The sequence below is a fragment of the Bacillus sp. ZY-1-1 genome, from assembly GCF_003047165.1.
Lineage (GTDB): Bacteria > Bacillota > Bacilli > Bacillales > Bacillaceae > Bacillus > Bacillus velezensis.
This window is the reverse complement of sequence record NZ_CP027061.1, coordinates 2,072,234-2,093,337: the sequence shown is the minus strand read 5'-3', so window position 1 is coordinate 2,093,337 and position 21,104 is coordinate 2,072,234. Positions and strand designations below refer to the sequence as shown.

The following is a 21,104-nucleotide window of genomic DNA, read 5'->3' as shown; positions in this document are numbered from 1 at the left end:
GTGAGGAAAAATGGAATACATTGAGTTGACTAGGGACAATATTGATGACAATCATATTTGCTGTGCATTAGGTACGAAACAATATGAGGATGCAGTAAATGAAAAGAAGAGCTGGCTCAAGGATCGAATGATTGATGGCTTGGTGTTCTATCGCCTAAACGAACGGGCAAAAGTTTTTATTGAATATTTACCTGCAGAAGAAGCGTGGGTTCCGGTAAGCGCACCTCATTTTATGTTTATTAATTGTCTTTAGGTCTCAGGTAAATATAAGAATAACGGGCATGCGAAATACTTGTTAGAAAAATGTGTGTCAGATGCAAAATCCCGCGGTATGGATGGGATAGTTCATATAGTGGGGAAGAAAAAACTCCCTTATTTAAGTGATAAGCATTTCTTTGAACATATGGGATTTGCTGTGCAAGATGAAGCAGAACCCTATTTTCAGTTGATGTCACTGACGTGGAATGAACATGCACATCCTCCTGTATTTAAAAAACAGGTGAAAAGTAATTCCGTTAATGATGAGGGAATCACAATATTTTATACAGCCCAATGTCCATTTGCAGTCGGAGTGTTAAAGGATTTAAAGGAACTGACTGAAAAGAAAGGACTTCATTTTCAGGCCCGGCGAATATCGTCAAAAGATATGGCGCAAAAATCCCCGGCAGTTTGGACGACTTTCAGCGTGTTTTATAATGGGACATTTCTCACTCATGAGATGATGGGCGTAAATAAGTTTGAAAAAATACTCAATAAGCTTTTAATGGCTTAACTTTGTTTTATTACTATTGCCCGTTTTTATATTCGATACTGAGGGTTTTTCACGAAAATTGTTCAGTACTTTACATTGCGGGCGGCAAATGAATGATTATTGTTTTTGACAAAGATGATAACACCCATCATTATAGTAAAAATAGATTGTGATAAGTTCTTCAACAAACGAAGAAGTTCTTTTCAAAGGTCGATAACAATGAAACAGGAGACTGCAAATGCAAAAAATTGAAACCCATCGCTTAATTTTAAGAAATTTTACCGAGAGAGATGCACAAGGTCTGTTGGAATATTCGGCACATCCGAGAGTGAATTGTTTTCTTGATGACAGAATATCTACGTTAGAAGAAGCTGCCGTAAATGTTCAAAAAAGAAGCCGAGATGACTCTTATATTGCAGTTTGTTTAAAAGACAGTAATGATCTAGTCGGAGAACTATTTTATTTAAAAGAAGAGCCAGATACCTATTCCGTTTGTTGGAATTTCAATGCCCGTTTTGAAGGGGCGGGATACGCAAGTGAAAGTGCGAAGGCTTTCTTTGAGTATCTCTTTATGCAAAAAGAAGCAAGAAGGCTTTATGCATATGTTGAAGATGATAACTGCAGGTCACAAAAACTATGTGAGAGATTAGGAATGCGTAAAGAAGGTTATTTTCTTGAATTTATTTCATTTACTGCCCACGAGGATGGAACACCTAAATATGAAAACACTTACCAATACGCATTGCTAAAGAAAAAATGGTTAAAACAAAAACATAGTTAATAGAATTTGTGGGGAAATAATCTCCCCTTTACCGAAAAAACCTTGCTAAAAGCAGGTTTTTTTGTATTTAAGTTCATTAGGTTACCGATCATACCAATGGATTATGGAATTGAAAAAAAACTTAGATTAGTAACGATCAAAAAGATTAAGCTTGAAGGTTGGGAAAAACATAAAATTCATTATAGCAACGTTGTAAAATTGGAGAGAGGATGAATGGGATGGACATTTTGCAGTTTAGCGACAGAAGGAGCGGGAAGTAATCGAATCAGCAATGATGCGCTTGAGAATGGAAAAGTGGTTGATAATCAAAATGTTAAAAGCTGTTCAGAATGAAATCACCAGTTTGATTATTGGAAATCCAGAATAACTGGTGGACGAGCTGTAACTGAAACCGATAATCAAGTGCTGGATATCATCAAACAAGCATACAATCTTGGAATGGTTAAGAAAGATAGAAATCAAGCAATTAACGCTTATAAAACATCTATTTAATTTTAAATCGGCGTTTCAGGTGAACTTTATATGATTTCTTTTTTCGTAAACATATTTAAAAACGAAATAAGAATTAAAATATGCAGACAAAGCGGCGAAGCATATCGCATAAAAGGTGTTATCAGATGTATGACCGTTCCTAAAAATAAAACTTATGAAGAAAGGAACTCTAACGTGAAATCAAATTTAGTTTCGTTTCTATTAGCATTGTCAGGATTTATATTCAGTATTTATATGCAGTCAATGGCTTACTGGAGCAATGACTCTATGCTGTGGTATTGGGTCGGTGCGGTTTTGTCGTATCTATTTGCTGCAGGATCAATAATTACTCTGATTCTTAACAAAAACAAAGACTCAATTCTAACAATAAGTTGTCTCATTTTAATGATTGTAACCGTTATGCTTATTTTAGTCACAACTTTTTGGACGACTTTTATCATTATTGCATGGCAGTCTGGGATGTGAAGCTAAGGGGAATATGATCTTCTTAGTATTTTTTTTATTCCTGGAATTAGAACCCTTTTTATTATTCTTTCAAATTAAATGTAACAATTCTAATATTCATACGTTCTAAATGATAAAGGCGGGATGTCATGAAAAAACGTAAAGTCATTAAAACATTGCTGGTTATTATCACTGTTCTCATAATAGCAGCCGGATTTGCACTGTTTTCTTTAATTTCAGGAGAAAAAGTTAAATATATCGGCTATAGCCAAAGCAAGACGTGGGAAGCGTCAATCGAAAAATCAGGCAAGACATCTATCGGCCCTAACTATTTCTTGAATTTGTATTACAGAGGTAATAAAGTGAATGAAAAGAACACGGTGATTAAGAGATTAACATTATTTGTTGACGGCCGGAAATATGGTGAAGATAAAGACTATCATCTTTCAGAATACACCGGAGAGAAATTAGAAGGAGGCGGAACGGGAGAAGACCATATTCAAACGTTTGAATATATGCCGGAACATGAAGTGATCGGTCATGAAATCACTGTTGAAGCAGCATGGAAAATCGATCATGAGTCCTATTCAGAAAAAAATTCAATCTGAAAAGAACGCATTGGTATGACTGAAAGAATAAAAAGAGGGCGGTATAACCCTCTTTTTGACGCAGAGCCTTTATTTTTGTCTGTTTTTCCTCGATGTGCTGAAGTCGATAAAAGAGGCATTGGAGCCGATGAAATTACTTATCATAAAGAAACCATTAACAGCTCCCTGCCGGCATCCGTAAAAAAGAATGGGTAATGAGATAAGCAATACAGCCGTAAGCAAGTCTGCAGCCAGACCTATTTTACGGTGAGACTGAAAATATGCTCTTAATCTTCTGATGTTGTTCAAAGCTGACACCTCTTGATGCTTATGTATAAGAAAATAATACCATTGAAATATATGTATAAGGTTGGAAACGGAGGGGATCAAAGTTGGTGCGATCTTGTGTAAAAGAAAGGATCAGGATGAATGTGACCAGCATCCACCCTGATCAATGGGGTTCACAGTGTTCTATTTCATTGTATTCCAATCGGAATAATATTACAAGGGTGAAAAAGAAATAAGCGGAATGTTTTCGGCTTCTTCTGTCTCTGGAGCGGGAAACGGAAAGTGAGATGTTTGAATGAAAATAAATGATTATCTGAAGGAAAGGTTTCCGACTTTAAAATTAGTGCCCGGCATTTATCATCAATGGGACGTGGGAATTCATTTTTCTCTCGGCGGCAATATGTATCAATTTAATGAAAGCGGTGCTTTGAATCTTGAGTATTTTCAGCTTGTTCATCATCAAACCGCCGTACTTTTCAATGAACTGTTTGAACATAGCGATGACATGTTCCTTGTTGCCAACGTATATAAGCACAAAACTCAAGGTAATCACCCGAGAAAATTAAAGGTTTATCAGCCGTTTCTGAAGTGTAAGGATGATTTATATCGGATCCAGGTGAAGACCTGCCCCTGTCCGTTTGAAGAAGATGATGCAGAAGAATATGAAATGCAGCAGTTTTCTTTATTATGTAAACGGAAAGATCTGCGTATTCCCCAATTACTTAAGGCAGCCGTCCACGAAGATTTTCCGCTGAAGCCAAGGTTCGGGGGCTGTTCCGTTGGGTATCCTGATGTTTTCTTTGTGAATATGACAAAAGATATTATTTTCTTTCTGTATGATGACAGAGGGTGTGAAGTCATCGCTCTTGATGCCGGAAGAATAGGAAAGCTTTATGATCAATATCACGATTGGATTGAATTGGACTGAAAACGAACACATGAATTCGAATCCGCTTGTGCCGGCTTTGTTCTTGCCTAGTCCGGCTACATGAGTATAATGGGCAGAATTGAAGGGCGCCGGAAACTTTTTTTCCTCTCATACCGGCCTTCTGCATGTTAAGCTTCTGTATTTATTTTGAATAAATTCCTATTTATAAAACGGCTGAATAGAATAACATAAAAGCTTTTTTACACAGTGCAGGAGGAGAGAAATGTGAGGGCTGAACACCGTGATTGTATGGAAATTGGAATTTATTCATTTGCAGAATTATATCCCGATCCTCTGACAGGGAAAACAGTCAGCGCAAAGCAGCGGATAGATGAATTGATGAAGCTGGCGAAACTGGCTGACGACGCAGGGCTTGATGTATTCGGTGTAGGCGAGCATCATCGTCTTGATTATGCGGTATCTTCGCCGCCGGCCATCTTATCAGCGATTTCACAGATCACTGAAAATATTAAGCTGACCAGTGCCACGACCGTATTATCCACCGCAGATCCCGTCCGTTTATTTGAGGATTTTGCAACGCTTGATCTGATTTCAGACGGCCGGGCGGAAATCATTGCGGGACGGGGCGCATTTTTAGACTCGTTTCCTCTTTTCGGTTATGACGTAGGCCATTATAAAGAACTGTTTGAAGAACACATTGACCTTTTTTTAAAATTAAATTCCGGGGAAGAATCGGTTACCTGGAAAGGACGTTACCGGCCGCCGCTGCGCGAGGCAGAAATTTCTCCTCGGCCTTTTTGCGGAAGCATTCCGCTATGGTTAGGTGTTTCGGGGACTCCGGAAAGCGCAGAACGAGCCGGGCGTGCAGGTGCGGGTTTGGCATTAGCTGTACTGAGCGGTGATCCGATGTCATCTAAGCCGCTTGTTGACAAATACCGGGAAGCGGCTTCTAAAGCCGGTCATCCTCCGGAAAATGTGAAGGTTGCCGTGACCGGACATATGTTCATTTCAAAAACGAATGAACAGGCAATACAAGAATTTTACCCGTATCATTCAAATTACTGGTCTCACGTTCATTCATATCACGGGATCGATGAGCCTTTAACGAAGGAAGATTTTGAGCGGGCGTCCGGAAAAGAAACAGCTTTATTTGTGGGAAGTTCACAGCAGATCATTGAAAAAATCATGCATCAATATGAGTTGTTCGGGCATCAGCGATTTCTCGCGCAAATCGATATAGGAGGTATGCCGTTTAAAAAAGCCGCGGAAAACATCGAACGATTAGCAGCGGAAGTAGCACCGGTTATCCGAAAAGAAACCCGCAAATCCAGCGAATGAAGTTCTGAGCATAAGGGGCGGGCCGGTTTTTGGCAATCGCGGATTCGACAACAGAATCGGCCCGGCTTTCTCTTTATGATTATAAAAAACAAAGGGGAAAGCGCGAACCTCATTGCTTTTTTCTATCAAGAAAAGGAAGGTCATTTCATCCTCTATCGTGAAATGTATATACCGAAAGGTTTTTATTAACAAAAGAGGGAGGATGATGCAGTAATGAAGGGTTTGGTCAAAGCTGCAGTTTTAACTGTTACTCTTGGGATTGGAGGCGCTTTCTATTCAAGTGATGCATCTGCGCACGGGTATATAAAAGAGCCCGTCAGCAGAGCGTACATGGGAGCTTTAGAGAAACAAACATTAGGCTGGACGGCCGCTGCGCAGAAATATGGCTCCGTCATTGATAATCCTCAGTCTGTAGAAGGGCCGAAAGGATTTCCGGCTGCAGGTCCGCCGGATGGAAGAATTGCGTCTGCAAATGGGGGATCGGGACAAATTGACTTCGGTTTAGACAAGCAGACTGCAGATTATTGGGTAAAACAAAACATCCGCGGCGGTTTTAACACCTTTACTTGGTACTACACGGCTCCTCATGCGACATCAAAGTGGCACTATTATATCACCAAGAAAAACTGGAATCCGAATAAACCTTTGTCAAGAGATGAATTCGAATTAATCGGAACGGTAAACCACGACGGTTCCAAGGCAGATACGAATCTGACTCATAAGATTTTTGTGCCGACTGATCGAAGCGGGTATCATGTCATTTTGGGGGTATGGGACGTTGCGGATACTTCCAATGCCTTCTATAACGTCATCGATGTAAACCTTACACAATAATCTATGAATTACTGATCGGCTGCATGTTTATCGGCCGATCTTTTTAGTTTTAATGTGTGAATGAAAAGGGGAAAAACAGCAGAGCGCCATAAACATTTCATTTATGGCGCCGTACGATCATGGAGGTGCTGCTGACATGGATGCGGAGGTAAGAGGATTCTTAATAACCGCCGAGGAAAGAAGCCCCAACGATGATTAATAAAATGAATAGCACCACGATTAACGCAAAGGAGCTACCATAACCACCTGAGAATCCCATATAATCTCACCTCCTAAAGAGGATTAATACATATTATGCCGAAATGTAAAATTTGATAGGGATGCTAGTTTACTTTTTAAAAAAAGGGTTTTAGTCTGCATATATTTTCTTCTCACATTTCTTTTAAAGGGGGGACCGTAAATGCTTCCTGTAATAGAAACGGACAGACTTATTCTTAGAGAAGTTGAAAAGAAAGATGCAAAGCAAATATTTGCTTATTTTTCAAATACAAATGTAACACGCTATTATGGTTTGGAACCTTTTGATTCAATGGAACAGGCTGAAAAAATGATTGGCTGGTTTAAAGATCAATATCATGATAAAAAGGGAATGCGATGGGGAATCGAGAGGAAAGATGCGAAGGGAATAATTGGAACTATTGGTTTTAACTCTTGGGTGCCCAAGCATAAGCGGGCGGAGGTCGGTTATGAGATTCATCCGAATTATTGGAGGAATGGCTATGCTTTTGAAGCGTTGGAGAATGTTCTTTCTTTTGGGTTTGAAAAGCTTGGGTTGCATCGTATAGGCGCTGTTGTGTTCATTGAGAATGCAGCGTCTCATCAATTACTGATAAAGGCGGGGTTTCAATCTGAAGGAATTTTGAGAAGATATATGTATCAAAACGGACTGCCCCATGATACACGTGTATATTCTATACTGAATGAGATCGTTAACGAATAAATTGAAAATTCGTCGTTTTGTCAGGTGTTCTGTGGTTTAAAAAGCCGGTGAAGACTTATGGCAGAACTTTAAAATTGATTAGAAGCCATAAAGCATTTTTTTGCTGCGCTTTCTGCAGACGGAGTTTGATTGTAAGAAACGATTCCGATAATCACTAACAAGATGATGAACACCAATATGCTCCACAACATTATTTTTAAAGACTTTGACATGGCATACCCTCACTTTGAAAGACTTTACCGGGGCTGCGTTCGGAGCCCGCACTTCAAGTATAGTCGTTATAACGGTGAAAAATGTGCAGTCCAGTTAAAAAAACTTGCGGGCGCTGCCGCAAGTTTTCTCTGAATTAAGGTCTGTGGAATTCAATATGCTGATTATCACGATCGAACCATCCTCTGAATGCCCAATTGATCCAGCCCCCGTCTCCTTTGTTATCAAAGGAACCGTCTTCGAAGACCCAGATTCCGTAAGTAATGCCGTCATAAACGGCTGATCCGTAAAATTGAACGCCGTTAAAGCGGTCTTCATATTCTTGATTTAAATTGAACACCATGACGTTGTACTTCTGTCCTGATGCGTAAAATGTTGTTTCCATGACATTTTTTACCCAGCCGGTTCGGTTTTGATCTGACTTAACCGCTTCAGTAATGCGATCTGAAATTCCGAGAACATCTACGTTTACGTTCAGCCCGCCATCAACACCTGCTGCTTTTACGTTTTGGCCTGCTGTTTGGGATAATTTACTTTCTAACGGATTTGCAACGGGTGAAACGTGAGGCGCATTCGGGTGTTCAGACTGACTGGCTGCTGAGGCACTGGCTGTGAAAGGAATTGTTAGAGATAAAGCTAAGCATGATCCGACTATTGTTCTGGCGATTTTCATGTCTATGACCTCCTGAGGAAATTTTTAAAAATTGTTGCAAATTCATGGTATCACGGAAAAATTGACCAAGCAAAGAGCAGATTTTCTCAAAAGTCATGTCATTCTATTTATGTTGTTTTCTGTAAATGAAATACTTTTAATCAGGCGAAAAGGGAAGAAAATAATAGAGTCTTTTTATGTATTGTGATAGAATGACCAGATTTTGGTTGAAAATAGCCCGGAGAAACGCCATAATAAGAAAAACACCCGGGATTTACCGGGTGTAAAAAGTGTTGATATGTCAAGTCAGCAGCATTTTTTACATTTTCTTTTATAAACAACGATGTAATCATAATCAAGATGCTTTTTATCTTGTTTCTTCTTTTTCTTTTTTTGTTTAGGCTGCTTTGGCTGGTGATCATAATGTCCGTTCATGTCCATACCCATGTCCATACTCATACTCATATTCCTCCTTTTTTCATCTGACGGTAGTATTCTATGACAGAAAGCATGGATGGCTTGGACAAATGAAACGGTATGCTGAAAAAGAGGCATCTCATTCGGTATAAAAAACAGGATCATACCCGCCCGATAGAAAAGAGAGAAGATGATCCTGATATTGAGATCCTATTTGATAACCGCAATTGCAATGCCGTACCCTTTTTCAGCGCTGTATAAGGCCGTCAGTTTCAATACCTTCCAGCCTTCCGCGGCTTTAGTCCCGATTCCGTTATGAGCCGTGATATAATCTCCCGGGCTGACCGTACTGTCGACTCGTACGTAATGCCGGCCGTTGAGTCCGACAATGTGCCATTCGTCTCTGGCCGCGCGTGCTTCATAGTCAGCTTCAAGAGCCGGACTGCAGTCCGGGTTTTGTTTCGGTACGCGTACCGTTTCTCCTGTTTCTTCGTCAGTCACATTTTCGTATATGAAACCGCCGAACTCATTTGTCAAAAAGCGGCTTTGCCATCCGAAGCTTGCGGCTCCTGAGATAAAAGCGGCTGTTTCTGAAATGACGCCGAGCATGTAATCTCCGACGTGAGCCGATTCAATTTTTTCGCCTTTCACTGTGACGATCGTCCCGGCGGGAATCGTCTGGCCGGTTACACTTTCAAAATATTCTCCGTACCCTGACAGGGAAGAGGTGACAGCTCCGGCGAACGTACCGTGGCCGCCCGCTGAATCCAGTTTCCATTTGATGGACTGATGCCCTCCGGCAACCGTGTATGGTTCTTCCAATGTAATGCTTTCTGATGACAGAATCGTTCTGGAGACTTTGCCGCCCGTAATATGGACATTGTTTGAAGCGGCGATAAATGCCCTTGAACCTTCGGAACTTGAACCTCCGGAAGAGCTGATGATCGCATTTCTGTCACCTCTGGCCGTAATATCGCCTGTTCCCGCAATAACGGCGCTTGTCGGGTTGAATGCAAAACCGGAGCTGGTCGCGAGTTGTGCGCCTCCCTTTAAATTGACGGGGATCTGCTCATAAGTCTGTCCTTTTATAGATGCGGCCGCGCTGTAACCTTCAGCTTGCACCCCGAGAATGACAGCCTGACTGTTAGGGGACGTAATTCCGACGGAACCGCCGTCTCCGATCATCGTACCGTTCATAATATTTACGTTATATTGGCCTCCGCCGATTGTGATACCTTTAGGAGAAGACTTGTATATATCAAAATTTAAAATTTTAACATAATCGGTTTTATTAGATCCGCCGGATATATTGATGTCAACCCCGGCTTGTGTAAAGCCGCGTATTTTAATGCCGTTCATCGTAATATTTTGACTGCGGTATTGAAGAGCCACGACTGGATTCCCGCCATAGTCGTATGAGGGATCACCAATAGCTGTGAATCCGTTTACATTAACGTTTTTATAGGCAGAGATGACCAGCGCCCTCGGGGTTACACCGTCATAGAGGGCATTGAATACCGGTTCAATCGCGGTGCAATCGGTTAAAGTAACATCATAAGCCGTCGTGCTTTCGGGGTCTGAGGCCTGATGATGGCCGATATGACGAATATCAAATGAACGTACATCACGATACGAAACATGACCGATAATATGAACATTTTGAGAAGCCGGCCACAGGCTGTGCGCCTTTACCTCAATCCCGCGGATATTTCCGCTCGTATAGTTATTTAAAAGCCACACATGTTTAGAGCCGTCGTCAATTTCAATGCCGTTCGAGTTTGCGCTGCCCTCAGCATGCTCTGTGCCGCGGGGGTTTCCGGAATGGCAGTTGGAAATGAAAATATATTCGCTGTAATGGGTGGTAATGCCGTCGTCTCCGGCGCCGTATGCCACACAGTTATCAATCCATATATAACGGCAGCCGTCTTTCGTCCATTCTGTTTCAGGCAAATGATCGTAAGTCGGAGATGTAATATCTATACCATGCAGACCCGCGTTAACCGTTTCAACATTCTTAATCCAGCCGTATTGCACATTAGCAAACGTTAAACAGCTGGAACACTGTCCTCCGGGGTTCCTGACTCCGCATTGACGGTCAGGATTCCAGTCTAAAGTCATGTTCTGGACAAAAATATTACGGTTTCCATTTTCGTAATCATCGTTAGTAATGACCCATTCGTATGCGGGAGTGTCCTCATGAAGCTTAAGCACGGTAATCCCTTGTCCCTCACCGGAAATAGTAGTCCATGAGGGGAGTTTTATCCCTTGAACCAAAAATTCTCCTGCGGGAACATTTACTTTGACCCGGCCGTTCCCGATCGCTTTCCGAAAGGCTTCTGTATTGTCCCGGCCGTCAGGGACCGCTCCGTAATCCTCCACATTCACTTCCCGGGTGATTTTATTCATAAGCATTTCGTATTCTGTATCAAGCCGTTCTTTTAAAAGTGAGGTGACCATTCCTTCCGCCGTCACCCGGGCATCTGCAATCTCAAGATTATCATCCGTTGCGGAATGCTTAATAAAATTCTGCATCCTTGCTTTGAGATGCTCCAATTCAGAGGGCTGTGCAGGGCGAGACTGCAATGGGGCGTTTAAAGACGGATCAGGAAAGTTTTTAAATTGAACCATTCTAAAGACACCTCTTTCTTTTGATATAAGCGCCTGAGGCAGTTGACAGAAAAGAATCGCGCGCCCTTTAAGCGCTTATTCTTCAAATTCTTTATTCAGAACGAAATTCCTTTTGAAACCGAGGCGAAATTTTAAAAAAGCTCTGTTGACAGAACGGACATATAGCTTTGCATTATTGTAATTGAAACTGTCATGTGAAAATGGAGGAAAAAACTGATAGGAGGGGCCCTCATTTTTAGGTTTATTCTCATTGACTTCGCCGTGCTTCCTCTTCGGCAGCATATACACCAAAATCAGCATTCTTATCAGTTAAATGGTATAATGGGGCACGGATTGGTCATCAATACGACTGAAATAGGGAAGCAAAAGGAGCAGCGAACATGACTTTACAAATCAAAATTAAATATTCAGATGATACGCAAACGAGAATCAGTAAAATTGAACAGGGCGATTGGATTGATCTGCGGGCAGCTGAACATATAACAATCAAAAAAGGCGAATTCAAACTTATCCCGCTTGGAGTTGCGATGGAACTGCCGGAAGGATACGAGGCCCATGTCGTTCCGCGTTCAAGTACATATAAGCATTTCGGGATCATTCAGACAAATTCAATGGGAGTCATTGATGAATCTTATAAAGGCGACAATGACTTCTGGTTTTTTCCTGCATTCGCGCTTCGGGATACCGACATTTCCAAGGGGGAGCGGATCTGCCAATTCAGAATCATGAAGAAAATGCCTGAAGTGGAGCTGATCGAAGTAGACAAGCTCGGGAACAATGACCGCGGCGGACTGGGATCAACAGGCACGAAATAAAACGAAAAAAAGACTGCTTAACAGCAGTCTTTTTTTTATGGAGACAGCAGTTACATTCAAATTTTTTCGGGGATTCTTGAATTGGGAAATCAAACAAAACTAAGGAGACGGGTTTCATTTTTATCATTTAAGCTTTCCGTCTCTTTGAACAGAAAGACTTTTTTAGGTTAAAGGATAGAGGTTGTTTTGATGTTTTTATTCTTCAAGATGAACGGAGGTTTTGTCCAACGTATATAATATTGTGACAAAAGTGTAAACAAAAGAAAGGATGATGTTATGGCAAAAAGGGTTAGAAGAGTAGACCGTAAAGCAGCCGGCAAAGAGGCAGAGCAGAAGAAACCGTCCAAAGTCACCCTGTTCTGCCGTTCGCTTCAAAGGCTGAAGCATTTGTATTGTAACATAAACATACAAATGCCATCAATAACCAAAAAAGGAATTTCAATTTTAATTTTACCGTTTTTGCTTCTGCCGTTCTTTCGGGCTGATGCCGCTTCAGATCTTTACGGCAGTTTCGAGGAATTAAAGCTGAATGAAGATCCTTCCGATTTTTCCATTTCAACGCGGGAGCATGACCCTTCTGTCCTCATATTAGCTATACACGGCGGAGGCATAGAGCCGGGGACCAGTGAGTTAGCCAGAGAAATTGCCGAAAACCGGAGTTTATATTTATTTGAAGGGTTAAAATCAGCCGGTAATGCAGCTCTGCATTTGACAAGTTCGCATTTCGATGAAACCAAGGCCGTGCAAATGGTGAAAGGGCACTCTAATGTCATTTCATTGCACGGTTACGGCAGTGATGATAAAAAGATAAAAATCGGCGGTACAGACAGAGAACGGGCCGAACTCTTGACCGATGTGCTGAAACGGCACGGGTATCCTGCCGTTCTTCTTGGCACAAATGATAAATACGCAGGCGTCAGTCCGAACAACCTTGCCAATCAATCTTCATCCGGATTGAGTATTCAAATCGAAATGAGCACCGGCTTCAGAAAATCACTATTTGACACCTTTACGCTGAAAAGCAGAGCATCCGCACAAAACGGGACCTTTTACCAATTTACAAAAACGATTTCTGATTTTATCAGTGACAATTATTAATAAGCACGCTTATTTTGTCGGCGGGGCTTTTTCTTTTGAAATTTATGAAACTTTAAGTTCTTAAGATCGTATACATAATTGACAGGATGAAAGAAAAGAGGTGGGCAAATGAAAGTGATGATCGGGTCTATCATTCTTCTTGTCATCATCGGATTCGGTTTATGGCTAATGCTTAGTCCAATCTTTAAACAAGTGGGAAGCGGAGCCAAAAAATTAAAAAAGTCATGGGAGGAAGAAGATCAGCATGAGCGAAAATAAGCGCGGAAACACAAAAAAAATTCTCGGCGGTGTGATTATAGGTGCAGCCCTTTTAATTGCGGGCGTCACAGCGTCACTATTCATTGAAAAAATACCGAACGGTTATGTCGGGGTTGTATACTCACCGAATGGCGGGGTAAAATCCGACACATTGGACCAAGGCTGGCACTTAGTCGGATTATTTAATAAAGTAACGGAATATCCGGTGCGTATGCAGACAGTGAATAATGAAAATATAAAAGTGGCAACCTCTGACGGTAAAAATATAGAAATGGATATCGCTTACAACTATGTCGTGCAGCCTGATAAAGTAGTCGATCTGTTTAACAAATTCGGGGCGGTAGACGTTGAAACGATTGAAAATACATATTTAAAAACAAGGCTGTGGGATGCGGCGCGAAAATCAATCAGCAAATACTCGGTTATTGACACATACGGGCAAAAATCTGCTGAAGCCGCGGCCGATGTTCAAAAGAGATTTGCTGATGATATGAAGAGTCTTGGATTTTTAATTGATGATCTGACGCTTGGCGTACCGAAGCCGGATAAAGCCACACAGGAAGCCATCGATGCAAGGGTGAAGTCTTCACAGGAACTAGAACGGACACAAACTGAAATTAAAATAGCCGAAGCCGAAGCGAAAAAGAAAAAAATTGAAGCGGAAGGGATCGCTGACTATAACGAAATCATTAAGAAATCAATGTCCGATGAAATGATCAAATATAAATGGATTGAAAAATGGGACGGAAAAACGCCGAAAGCGACAGGCACAGACTCACTGCTGCAGCTGCCGCTGGACGATCAGAAGCAAAAGTAAAAAGAGAAGGAGGCGATTGCCTCCTTTTTATGTTTTTTCCTGAGGGTCTTTTTCCGGCACTAATTCTTCAGACGCCTCGGTTTGATAGCTCCATAGCGTGCTATCCGTCTCTGTTGTGTCCTTATAATCTTCGGGAAGTACATATTGCTGCAAATACCGGTGAAAAAATGCCTCAAAAACAGAAATGCAAAGTGCAGAGATAACCGCTGCCGCGGCAGGAGAGACATTAAACCCGCCAATGTTCATCAGGAATATCCATAATATAATGAATGAAATTCCGAAATCAGCTGCAACGGCTGTGAAATTGCTTGTTCTCGGCAGAATCATGCAATCACCCGCAAAATAAGTGATTAAACTTAAGATCACTGTAATAAACAGAACGTTTAAAAAGGTTACTTGGTACATAAGATCCAGAACAATGTACAGTAAAGCAAGTGTGAGCGCCGTTTTAGAAGCGAAAGCAATTACGTGTTTCATTTGAACCACCTTCGTTATTTCGTTTAGTCTTCATTGTAAGCAATCCGCAAATTTTTAAACTGGTATATAGTGGTTATAAAGTAAAATGTGAATAGACATCACAGGATTCACAAGTTAAAATATGTAAAAAGGGGGATGCAAATGAAAAAATACTGGATGTGTATTGCTGTTTTTTTATTATGTTTTAGCGGAATACACTCAGCTAAAGCGGCTACCACTGAATTCGGATCAAAAACAAGCTTCACTTTGGAGGGAAACGCAAAAGAGTTTCATATTGAAAATCCGGGTGCTGTAGCTGCCGACGATTACTTTTTAGGATATAAGTTCACCATAATGAACAACTCTTCGTGCGGTTTAAGCATGAAACTCCAGCGGATGGCGCTGAACGGAAATTTTTATACATTAAGTTCTAAAAACTACAGCGGCAGCTGGTTAAACCTCAGTGCCCAGGATAAAAAATCAATTGATCCGTATCACAAATACAGGATTCTGGTTGAAAGTTCTTCAAACGTCTGTGGTCCCGTCTATATTAAAGGGTTCTACGGTGTAGAATATTATCATTTTGATTGAAAATAGATACTCGCTAAAGGCAGCGGGTTTTTTTATATCTATATTTAACTTATCGCACTATGTACTAAATATTCATATATAAATTTTTGACGTGCCCGCCCAAAGAAAAGATAAAAAAGCAAATTCATCACGCACAAATATATAAAAAGTTGAAAAATGGATGAAAAGTTTCTTGAGGGAAACATTATTAGTTGACTTCAAAAGTGTGATGTCGGATAATAAGAATGTAAGTTTTTCCTCCTTAGCAGGTTCGTTTCTTAAGCCAGGGCGAATCTGCTTTTTTTATGCAAAAAAACCCCTTACAGAGGGGTTTTTTACGATAAATGAAGTTTAATAGAATTAATGGACGGCTCTGAATACGCCGATCACTTTCCCCAAAATGCTTACGTTTTGCAGGATAATCGGCTCCATCGTCGGATTTTCCGGCTGCAGCCGCACATAATTGTCTTCTTTATAGAAGCGCTTGACCGTCGCTTCATCATCTTCGGTCATAGCTACGACGATTTCTCCGTTATTGGCCGTGTTCTGCTGTTTGACAATGACGTAATCTTTGTCAAAAATGCCGGCGTCAATCATACTTTCTCCCATGATTTCTAACATAAAGACATGTTCGCCCGGAGGAACCATCCGGTCAGGAAGCGGAAAATACTCGTCGATATTTTCAACAGCCGTAATCGGAATACCCGCCGTCACTTTCCCGATGACCGGAACGTTTACGACCTGGCTTTTCGGAATATGGACTTCTTCTTCATCCAATACCTCAATCGCCCTCGGTTTCGTAGGGTCCCGTCTGATCAGGCCTTTTGTCTCCAGCCGCGCCAAATGGCCGTGCACGGTTGAACTGGAAGCCAGTCCTACTGCTTCTCCTATCTCTCTTACAGAAGGCGGATATCCTTTCGTTTTTACCTCTTCTTTAATAAAACGCAGGATATCAAGCTGCCTTTTTGATAGCTTCGTCATATTTCGCACCTCAAAACGTCGATTTTAAGTAGATTATAGCATGATTTTCCTGACAGTACAAACATAGGTTCGAAAAAAACGATTGACAGAAACATTTGTTCGTATATACTGAAAGATATAAAAAGCGAACAAACATTCTTATCGGAGGTTGTTTACATGGCGAAAGAATCTATCATATTTGTCGGGCTGTTTACTGCGATTTTAAGTGCCGCTATTTTACTTGTTTCATGTGCGGGAAATGATCAGTCCCTCAGCCAATATGTTAAAATAAAGGTTCAGGACGGCGATACACTCTGGTCACTTGCGGATCATGTAGCAGAAAAGAAACACATTAATAAAGAAGATTTCATTGAGTGGGTGACGGAGAATAATCATCTCCAAACTGCTGATATAAAGCCCGGAGACGAACTTATTCTACCGGTTAAGAAGAAGCATCCGGCCGTATATCAGCTGGCCATTGTCAATTAGAGAGGAAAGAGAGAAATGAAGGCGCTCATTTATGCCCGCGTAAGCACAAACAAAGAACAGCAGCAAACGTCATTAAAAAGACAGGAAGAGGAGCTCAGTGAGATCGCTGCTGCAAACGGCATGGAAGTCGTGAAAGTCATTTCTGAGAAAGCCAGCGGTTACGAAATGGACCGCGACGGAGTATTTGAAATGCTTGATGAAATTAAAAAATCACATATTGACGCGATATTGGTGCAGGACGAAACGAGATTAGGAAGAGGAAACGCCAAGATTGCGCTTTTGCATTGTATTTACAGGGAGAACGTTAAAATATATACGACGGCTCATAAAGGTGAACTGGAGCTTTCCGAAGCTGATTCGATGGTACTTGAAATCGTCAGTATTGTTGAGGAATATCAGAGGAAAATTCACAATATGAAAATCCGGCGGGGAATGAAAAGAGCCGTGAAAAACGGCTACAAGCCTGAACGGAATCTGAAAAACAGACATGAAAACAGCGGAAAAGAAAAAAAAGAGGTTCCGGTTTCGGAAATTATCAGGCTGAGAGCCAACAAGCTTACCTTTGCAGAAATCGCAGCGACCTTAAGAGGATTCGGCTATGACGTGTCCAAAGCCACGGTTCACCGGCGGTTTCAGGAATATACCGCAGACACAGAAGGCAGCTGACGCGCATCAGTTGTAAAAAAGACTGCGTTTTAGTAGTATATAATCAACACGCACCAAAGGAGCTTATTATGATTTCTAAAGAAAAAATCGCAAGAATTAACGAATTGGCTCAAAAAGCTAAATCAAACACAATAACGGATGAGGAAAAAGCTGAACAGCAAAAGCTTCGCCAGGAGTATTTGAAAGGATTCCGCTCCTCAATGAAAAATACGTTAAAGAGCGTAAAAGTGATTGATCCGGAAGGCAACGATGTCACCCCTGAAAAATTAAAAAGAGAACAACAGAAAAATAATCTTCACTAAACAGAAAGAATACGGCAATACGTATTCTTTTTTCGTATATACTAATATCAGGATGTGCTTTACGACAATTTTCAACAAGTTTATCTCAAATTTAAGCTGAAAGAGTTGAGAAAAAGTCAGCATCGCTTTATGATGAAAAGGTACAACAATAAGGAAGGGGATTATAATGGATACAATTGAAAAGAAATCAGTTGCCACCATTCGTACACTATCTATAGACGCAATTGAAAAAGCGAATTCCGGACATCCGGGCATGCCGATGGGAGCCGCTCCGATGGCATACACGCTGTGGACGAAATTTATGAATGTAAATCCGCAGAATCCGGGCTGGTTTAACCGCGACCGCTTTGTTTTATCAGCAGGCCACGGTTCAATGCTTTTATACAGCATGCTGCATTTAAGCGGATATGACCTCAGCATTGAAGACTTGAAACAGTTCCGTCAATGGGGAAGCAAAACACCGGGACATCCGGAGTTCGGGCATACAGCCGGAGTAGACGCAACGACCGGGCCGCTTGGACAGGGGATTGCAATGGCAGTGGGAATGGCAATTGCAGAACGCCATCTGGCTGAGACATATAACCGTGATTCATTCAACGTAGTTGATCATTATACATACAGTATTTGCGGAGACGGCGATTTAATGGAAGGCATTTCTTCCGAAGCCGCTTCTCTTGCAGGCCATCTTGAATTAGGCCGCCTGATCGTATTATACGATTCTAATGACATTTCCTTAGACGGCGATTTAGACCGTTCTTTCTCTGAAAATGTAAAGCAGCGTTTTGAAGCAATGAACTGGGAAGTTCTTTATGTTGAGGACGGAAACAACATCGCTGAATTGACGGCTGCAATTGAAAAAGCGCGCCAGAATGATAAAAAACCGACTTTGATTGAAGTGAAAACCACGATCGGTTTCGGATCTCCAAACCGCGCGGGCACATCCGGCGTTCACGGCGCTCCGTTAGGACTAGAAGAGAGCAAGCTGACAAAAGAAGCGTATGCTTGGACGTTTGAAGAAGATTTTTATGTTCCGGAAGAAGTATACGGGCATTTCAATCAAGCTGTAAAAGAAGCCGGCTCGAAAAAAGAACAGGAATGGAATGAACTGTTCGCGGCTTATAAAGAAAAATATCCTGAGCTTGCTGAACAGCTGTCACTCGGCATGAAAGGCGAGCTTCCTAAAGACTGGGATCAGGAAGTTCCCGTTTATGAAAAAGGCAGCAGCCTTGCTTCCCGCGCATCTTCAGGTGAGGTGCTGAACGGGATCGCCAAGAAAATTCCTTTCTTTGTCGGGGGATCTGCTGACCTTGCGGGTTCAAATAAAACGACAATCAAAAATGGAGGAGACTTCACGGCCAAAGACTACGCCGGGAAAAACTTCTGGTTCGGTGTCCGTGAATTTGCGATGGGCGCTGCATTAAACGGAATGGCGCTTCACGGCGGCCTCCGCGTATTCGGCGGCACATTCTTTGTATTCTCTGATTATTTAAGACCTGCCATTCGTCTGGCATCATTGATGGGACTCCCTGTCACTTATGTATTCACGCATGACAGTATTGCCGTAGGAGAAGACGGGCCGACTCACGAACCGGTTGAGCAGCTTGCTTCTTTACGCGCACTTCCTAACCTTTCTGTGATCAGACCTGCTGACGGAAATGAAACCGCAGCTGCATGGAAGGTTGCCGTTCAAAGCCAAGATCATCCGACAGCTCTTGTATTGACACGCCAAAACCTGCTGACGATTGATCAGCAGGCTGAAGAAGCGTATGCGGGCGTGGAAAAAGGGGCTTATACCGTTTCCAAAGCAAAAACCGATTCACCGGACGCCCTTCTTTTAGCGACAGGCTCTGAAGTCGGACTTGCGATCGAAGCTCAAGCGAAACTGGCTGAAGAAAACATTCACGTATCTGTAGTCAGCATGCCGAGCTGGGACCGCTTTGAAAAACAATCGGCTGAGTACAAAAACAGCGTGCTTCCTCCGAATGTGACGAAACGTCTTGCGATCGAAATGGGTTCAAGCTTCGGATGGGGCAAATTTACCGGTCTTGAAGGAGACGTTCTCGCAATTGACCGTTTCGGTGCTTCAGCTCCGGGAGAAACAATTATGAAAGAATACGGGTTTACTGCAGAAAACGTAGTTGACCGCGTGAAAAAACTTCTAAACAAATAACGAGACAAAAGAGGATGAGTCAAATCATCCTCTTTTTCCTGTTTATGCGACAAAAATAGAAGGGGCGGCGTAACAGTAATAGACAATTCTTTCTTTTCTCCTTTTGTATAATAGAAAGCAATAACGAAGCGCTGTAAAAGGGGATGAGGAAATGGAACGTCATTACTATACGCACCTGATAAAGGATGAGTTTGCGAACCACTACTTCGGGCGGGAAACGGCTATGTTTGAGTTGTTTCGAGACTATCATTGGACAGATCTGACACCCCAGGAATATCAAATGACAGAAAAGCAAGTTCAATATATAACGGAACCGATTCCGGTGATACATATGCATCAGCGGCTCCAGCTGCATTTAAACCGAATGAGTTACAGCCGTTTGGATTCCATTTACCGGCTTACACTGCCCGGAGAAAAGGGCCGCGCCACCTTCATGATGAAAGACAGTTTAATTGAGATTGCGGCTTCGGGAGATTATGAGGCGGAAACGATTTTCTTTGAGATTCTGCGTAAAATCAGCCCCTGTTTTCTTGCAATGGATTTCAAGACACGGCGCTACGGGTGGTTAAATCCGGTCAGGGAAAGAAATTTTGTCTAAAAACGAGGAAAAAGAGATGTAAATGTTGTATAATAGCCTTTGGTTTAGTACACTTTAAACTAGACAACATGAAGGAGGAAATAAAATGACTTTATGGGTTGGCATCCTAGTGGGCGTTGTCGCATTGCTCATAGGTGTTGCACTCGGGTTTTTTATTGCTCGTAAATATATGATGAGCTATTTGAAAAAGAATCCGCCTATTAATGAACAAATGTTACGCATGATGATGATGCAAATGGGAATGAAACCTTCTCAAAAGAAAATTAATCAAATGATGAAAGCCATGAATAATCAAGCGAAATAATACGTACAGATTATGATATAGAGATACATGGTTATAAAAATAAAAAACCCGGAGAGGGTTTTTTATTTTGGCGTCATGTTTCACCCCAACTGCCGGTGTGCAGTTCTTTTTGGTATTGTATGAGAAGGTGGTCAAGCTCCTGGCTGAGTTCTATCGTAATGTTTGATGTCATTCCGTTTGTCATGACGATTTTAAGCAGCTCTGCCCGTTTTTTTTCAATTTCATTTAATAGATGCTCTCTAATCACAGGGATATATCCTTTCATACATAAATCTTTCACCTGAGTCGCTATTATTATATCCACATTTATACTGTTTTTCAAATAAGAAGGAGTATAATATCTCGATGTC

25 protein-coding genes and 2 pseudogenes are annotated in these 21,104 nt (G+C 41.7%); 20 read left to right on the top strand and 7 right to left on the bottom strand.

The genetic code is table 11. The features are described 5' to 3' along the window. Positions 1–10 precede the first annotated feature (10 nt). The 8 genes and pseudogenes from C5I45_RS10655 (at position 11) to C5I45_RS10615 (ending at position 6,404) form a co-directional block, all read left to right on the top strand. Positions 11–772: pseudogene (locus C5I45_RS10655) on the top strand (GNAT family N-acetyltransferase). Between the two features lie 217 nt (positions 773–989). Then, positions 990–1,532, top strand: coding sequence for a GNAT family N-acetyltransferase (locus tag C5I45_RS10650; protein WP_025851112.1), 543 nt, complete (start codon positions 990–992; stop codon positions 1,530–1,532). A 213-nt stretch (positions 1,533–1,745) separates the two neighbouring features. After that, positions 1,746–2,024, top strand: a pseudogene (locus C5I45_RS20160) (hypothetical protein). A gap of 30 nt (positions 2,025–2,054) precedes the next feature. Then, on the top strand, positions 2,055–2,489 hold the full coding sequence (locus C5I45_RS10640) for a DUF3902 family protein (RefSeq protein WP_025851111.1): 435 nt from the start codon (positions 2,055–2,057) through the stop codon (positions 2,487–2,489). Positions 2,490–2,617: 128 nt separating this feature from the next. After that, on the top strand, positions 2,618–3,076 hold the full coding sequence (locus C5I45_RS10635; RefSeq protein WP_107994384.1) for a DUF4944 domain-containing protein: 459 nt from the start codon (positions 2,618–2,620) through the stop codon (positions 3,074–3,076). Between the two features lie 562 nt (positions 3,077–3,638). Continuing rightward, positions 3,639–4,271, top strand: a complete 633-nt coding sequence (locus tag C5I45_RS10625) for a DUF3885 domain-containing protein (protein ID WP_025851107.1) — start codon at positions 3,639–3,641, stop codon at positions 4,269–4,271. Positions 4,272–4,496: 225 nt separating this feature from the next. Continuing rightward, on the top strand, positions 4,497–5,570 hold the full coding sequence (locus tag C5I45_RS10620; RefSeq protein ID WP_003154027.1) for an LLM class flavin-dependent oxidoreductase: 1,074 nt from the start codon (positions 4,497–4,499) through the stop codon (positions 5,568–5,570). A 213-nt stretch (positions 5,571–5,783) separates the two neighbouring features. Then, positions 5,784–6,404, top strand: a complete 621-nt coding sequence (locus C5I45_RS10615; RefSeq protein WP_003154023.1) for a lytic polysaccharide monooxygenase auxiliary activity family 9 protein — start codon at positions 5,784–5,786, stop codon at positions 6,402–6,404. A 160-nt stretch (positions 6,405–6,564) separates the two neighbouring features. Here the strand turns inward: C5I45_RS10615 and C5I45_RS10610 are convergent, their stop codons facing one another. Then, a complete protein-coding gene (locus C5I45_RS10610) occupies positions 6,565–6,663 on the bottom strand; it encodes a YjcZ family sporulation protein (protein ID WP_003154022.1) in 99 nt (32 codons plus the stop codon). 141 nt (positions 6,664–6,804) lie between these two features. On the opposite strand from C5I45_RS10610, the gene C5I45_RS10605 reads away from it, so the two are divergent. Further along, entirely contained in the window at positions 6,805–7,344 is a 540-nt protein-coding gene (locus C5I45_RS10605) for a GNAT family N-acetyltransferase (protein ID WP_025851103.1), read from the top strand. Positions 7,345–7,690: 346 nt separating this feature from the next. On the opposite strand, the gene C5I45_RS10600 is transcribed toward C5I45_RS10605, so the two are convergent. From C5I45_RS10600 to C5I45_RS10590, 3 genes are all read right to left on the bottom strand, one after another. Further along, positions 7,691–8,227 carry a hypothetical protein gene (locus C5I45_RS10600; protein WP_025851101.1) on the bottom strand — a complete coding sequence of 179 codons (537 nt, stop codon included), beginning with the start codon at positions 8,225–8,227 and terminating at the stop codon, positions 7,691–7,693. 285 nt (positions 8,228–8,512) lie between these two features. After that, entirely contained in the window at positions 8,513–8,665 is a 153-nt protein-coding gene (locus C5I45_RS19765; protein WP_015388185.1) for a hypothetical protein, read from the bottom strand. A 168-nt stretch (positions 8,666–8,833) separates the two neighbouring features. Beyond that, positions 8,834–11,251, bottom strand: coding sequence for a peptidase G2 autoproteolytic cleavage domain-containing protein (locus tag C5I45_RS10590; protein WP_107994383.1), 2,418 nt, complete (start codon positions 11,249–11,251; stop codon positions 8,834–8,836). A gap of 380 nt (positions 11,252–11,631) precedes the next feature. Between C5I45_RS10590 and C5I45_RS10580 the strand changes: the two genes are divergently transcribed. From C5I45_RS10580 to C5I45_RS10570, 4 genes are all read left to right on the top strand, one after another. After that, on the top strand, positions 11,632–12,066 hold the full coding sequence (locus tag C5I45_RS10580; RefSeq protein ID WP_014305062.1) for a dUTP diphosphatase: 435 nt from the start codon (positions 11,632–11,634) through the stop codon (positions 12,064–12,066). A 276-nt stretch (positions 12,067–12,342) separates the two neighbouring features. Further along, a complete protein-coding gene (locus tag C5I45_RS10575; RefSeq protein WP_025851095.1) occupies positions 12,343–13,164 on the top strand; it encodes a poly-gamma-glutamate hydrolase family protein in 822 nt (273 codons plus the stop codon). Between the two features lie 108 nt (positions 13,165–13,272). Next, positions 13,273–13,422 carry a hypothetical protein gene (locus C5I45_RS19760; RefSeq protein WP_003154013.1) on the top strand — a complete coding sequence of 50 codons (150 nt, stop codon included), beginning with the start codon at positions 13,273–13,275 and terminating at the stop codon, positions 13,420–13,422. Further along, positions 13,409–14,239 (top strand): prohibitin family protein, encoded by an 831-nt coding sequence (locus tag C5I45_RS10570; RefSeq protein WP_003154011.1) that lies wholly within the window; start codon positions 13,409–13,411, stop codon positions 14,237–14,239. The genes C5I45_RS19760 and C5I45_RS10570 overlap by 14 nt, the downstream gene beginning before the upstream one ends. A 27-nt stretch (positions 14,240–14,266) precedes the next feature. Here C5I45_RS10570 and C5I45_RS10565 read toward each other — a convergent pair whose 3' ends face one another. Beyond that, positions 14,267–14,716, bottom strand: a complete 450-nt coding sequence (locus C5I45_RS10565) for a YndM family protein (RefSeq protein WP_015388182.1) — start codon at positions 14,714–14,716, stop codon at positions 14,267–14,269. A gap of 141 nt (positions 14,717–14,857) precedes the next feature. Here C5I45_RS10565 and C5I45_RS10560 point away from each other — a divergent pair, with 141 nt between their 5' ends. Then, a complete protein-coding gene (locus tag C5I45_RS10560; RefSeq protein WP_025851092.1) occupies positions 14,858–15,286 on the top strand; it encodes a hypothetical protein in 429 nt (142 codons plus the stop codon). Positions 15,287–15,625: 339 nt separating this feature from the next. On the opposite strand, the gene lexA is transcribed toward C5I45_RS10560, so the two are convergent. Then, positions 15,626–16,246 carry a transcriptional repressor LexA gene (gene lexA, locus C5I45_RS10555; RefSeq protein WP_003154004.1) on the bottom strand — a complete coding sequence of 207 codons (621 nt, stop codon included), beginning with the start codon at positions 16,244–16,246 and terminating at the stop codon, positions 15,626–15,628. 156 nt (positions 16,247–16,402) lie between these two features. Between lexA and yneA the strand changes: the two genes are divergently transcribed. The 6 genes from yneA (at position 16,403) to C5I45_RS10525 (ending at position 20,754) form a co-directional block, all read left to right on the top strand. Continuing rightward, on the top strand, positions 16,403–16,714 hold the full coding sequence (yneA, locus tag C5I45_RS10550; RefSeq protein ID WP_003154001.1) for a cell division suppressor protein YneA: 312 nt from the start codon (positions 16,403–16,405) through the stop codon (positions 16,712–16,714). Positions 16,715–16,729: 15 nt separating this feature from the next. Continuing rightward, positions 16,730–17,380 carry a YneB family resolvase-like protein gene (locus tag C5I45_RS10545; protein ID WP_003153998.1) on the top strand — a complete coding sequence of 217 codons (651 nt, stop codon included), beginning with the start codon at positions 16,730–16,732 and terminating at the stop codon, positions 17,378–17,380. 68 nt (positions 17,381–17,448) lie between these two features. After that, positions 17,449–17,682 (top strand): DUF896 domain-containing protein, encoded by a 234-nt coding sequence (locus tag C5I45_RS10540; protein WP_003153997.1) that lies wholly within the window; start codon positions 17,449–17,451, stop codon positions 17,680–17,682. 166 nt (positions 17,683–17,848) lie between these two features. After that, positions 17,849–19,852, top strand: coding sequence for a transketolase (gene tkt, locus C5I45_RS10535; protein ID WP_025851089.1), 2,004 nt, complete (start codon positions 17,849–17,851; stop codon positions 19,850–19,852). A gap of 151 nt (positions 19,853–20,003) precedes the next feature. Then, positions 20,004–20,450 carry a sporulation inhibitor of replication protein SirA gene (gene sirA / locus C5I45_RS10530; protein ID WP_003153995.1) on the top strand — a complete coding sequence of 149 codons (447 nt, stop codon included), beginning with the start codon at positions 20,004–20,006 and terminating at the stop codon, positions 20,448–20,450. 85 nt (positions 20,451–20,535) lie between these two features. Beyond that, positions 20,536–20,754, top strand: coding sequence for a YneF family protein (locus tag C5I45_RS10525; protein ID WP_003153994.1), 219 nt, complete (start codon positions 20,536–20,538; stop codon positions 20,752–20,754). A 73-nt stretch (positions 20,755–20,827) separates the two neighbouring features. Here the strand turns inward: C5I45_RS10525 and C5I45_RS10520 are convergent, their stop codons facing one another. Next, the gene (locus C5I45_RS10520) at positions 20,828–21,001 is read right to left on the bottom strand and encodes an aspartyl-phosphate phosphatase Spo0E family protein (protein ID WP_012117647.1); all 174 of its coding nucleotides are present in this window, start codon (positions 20,999–21,001) and stop codon (positions 20,828–20,830) included. Positions 21,002–21,104 lie beyond the last annotated feature (103 nt).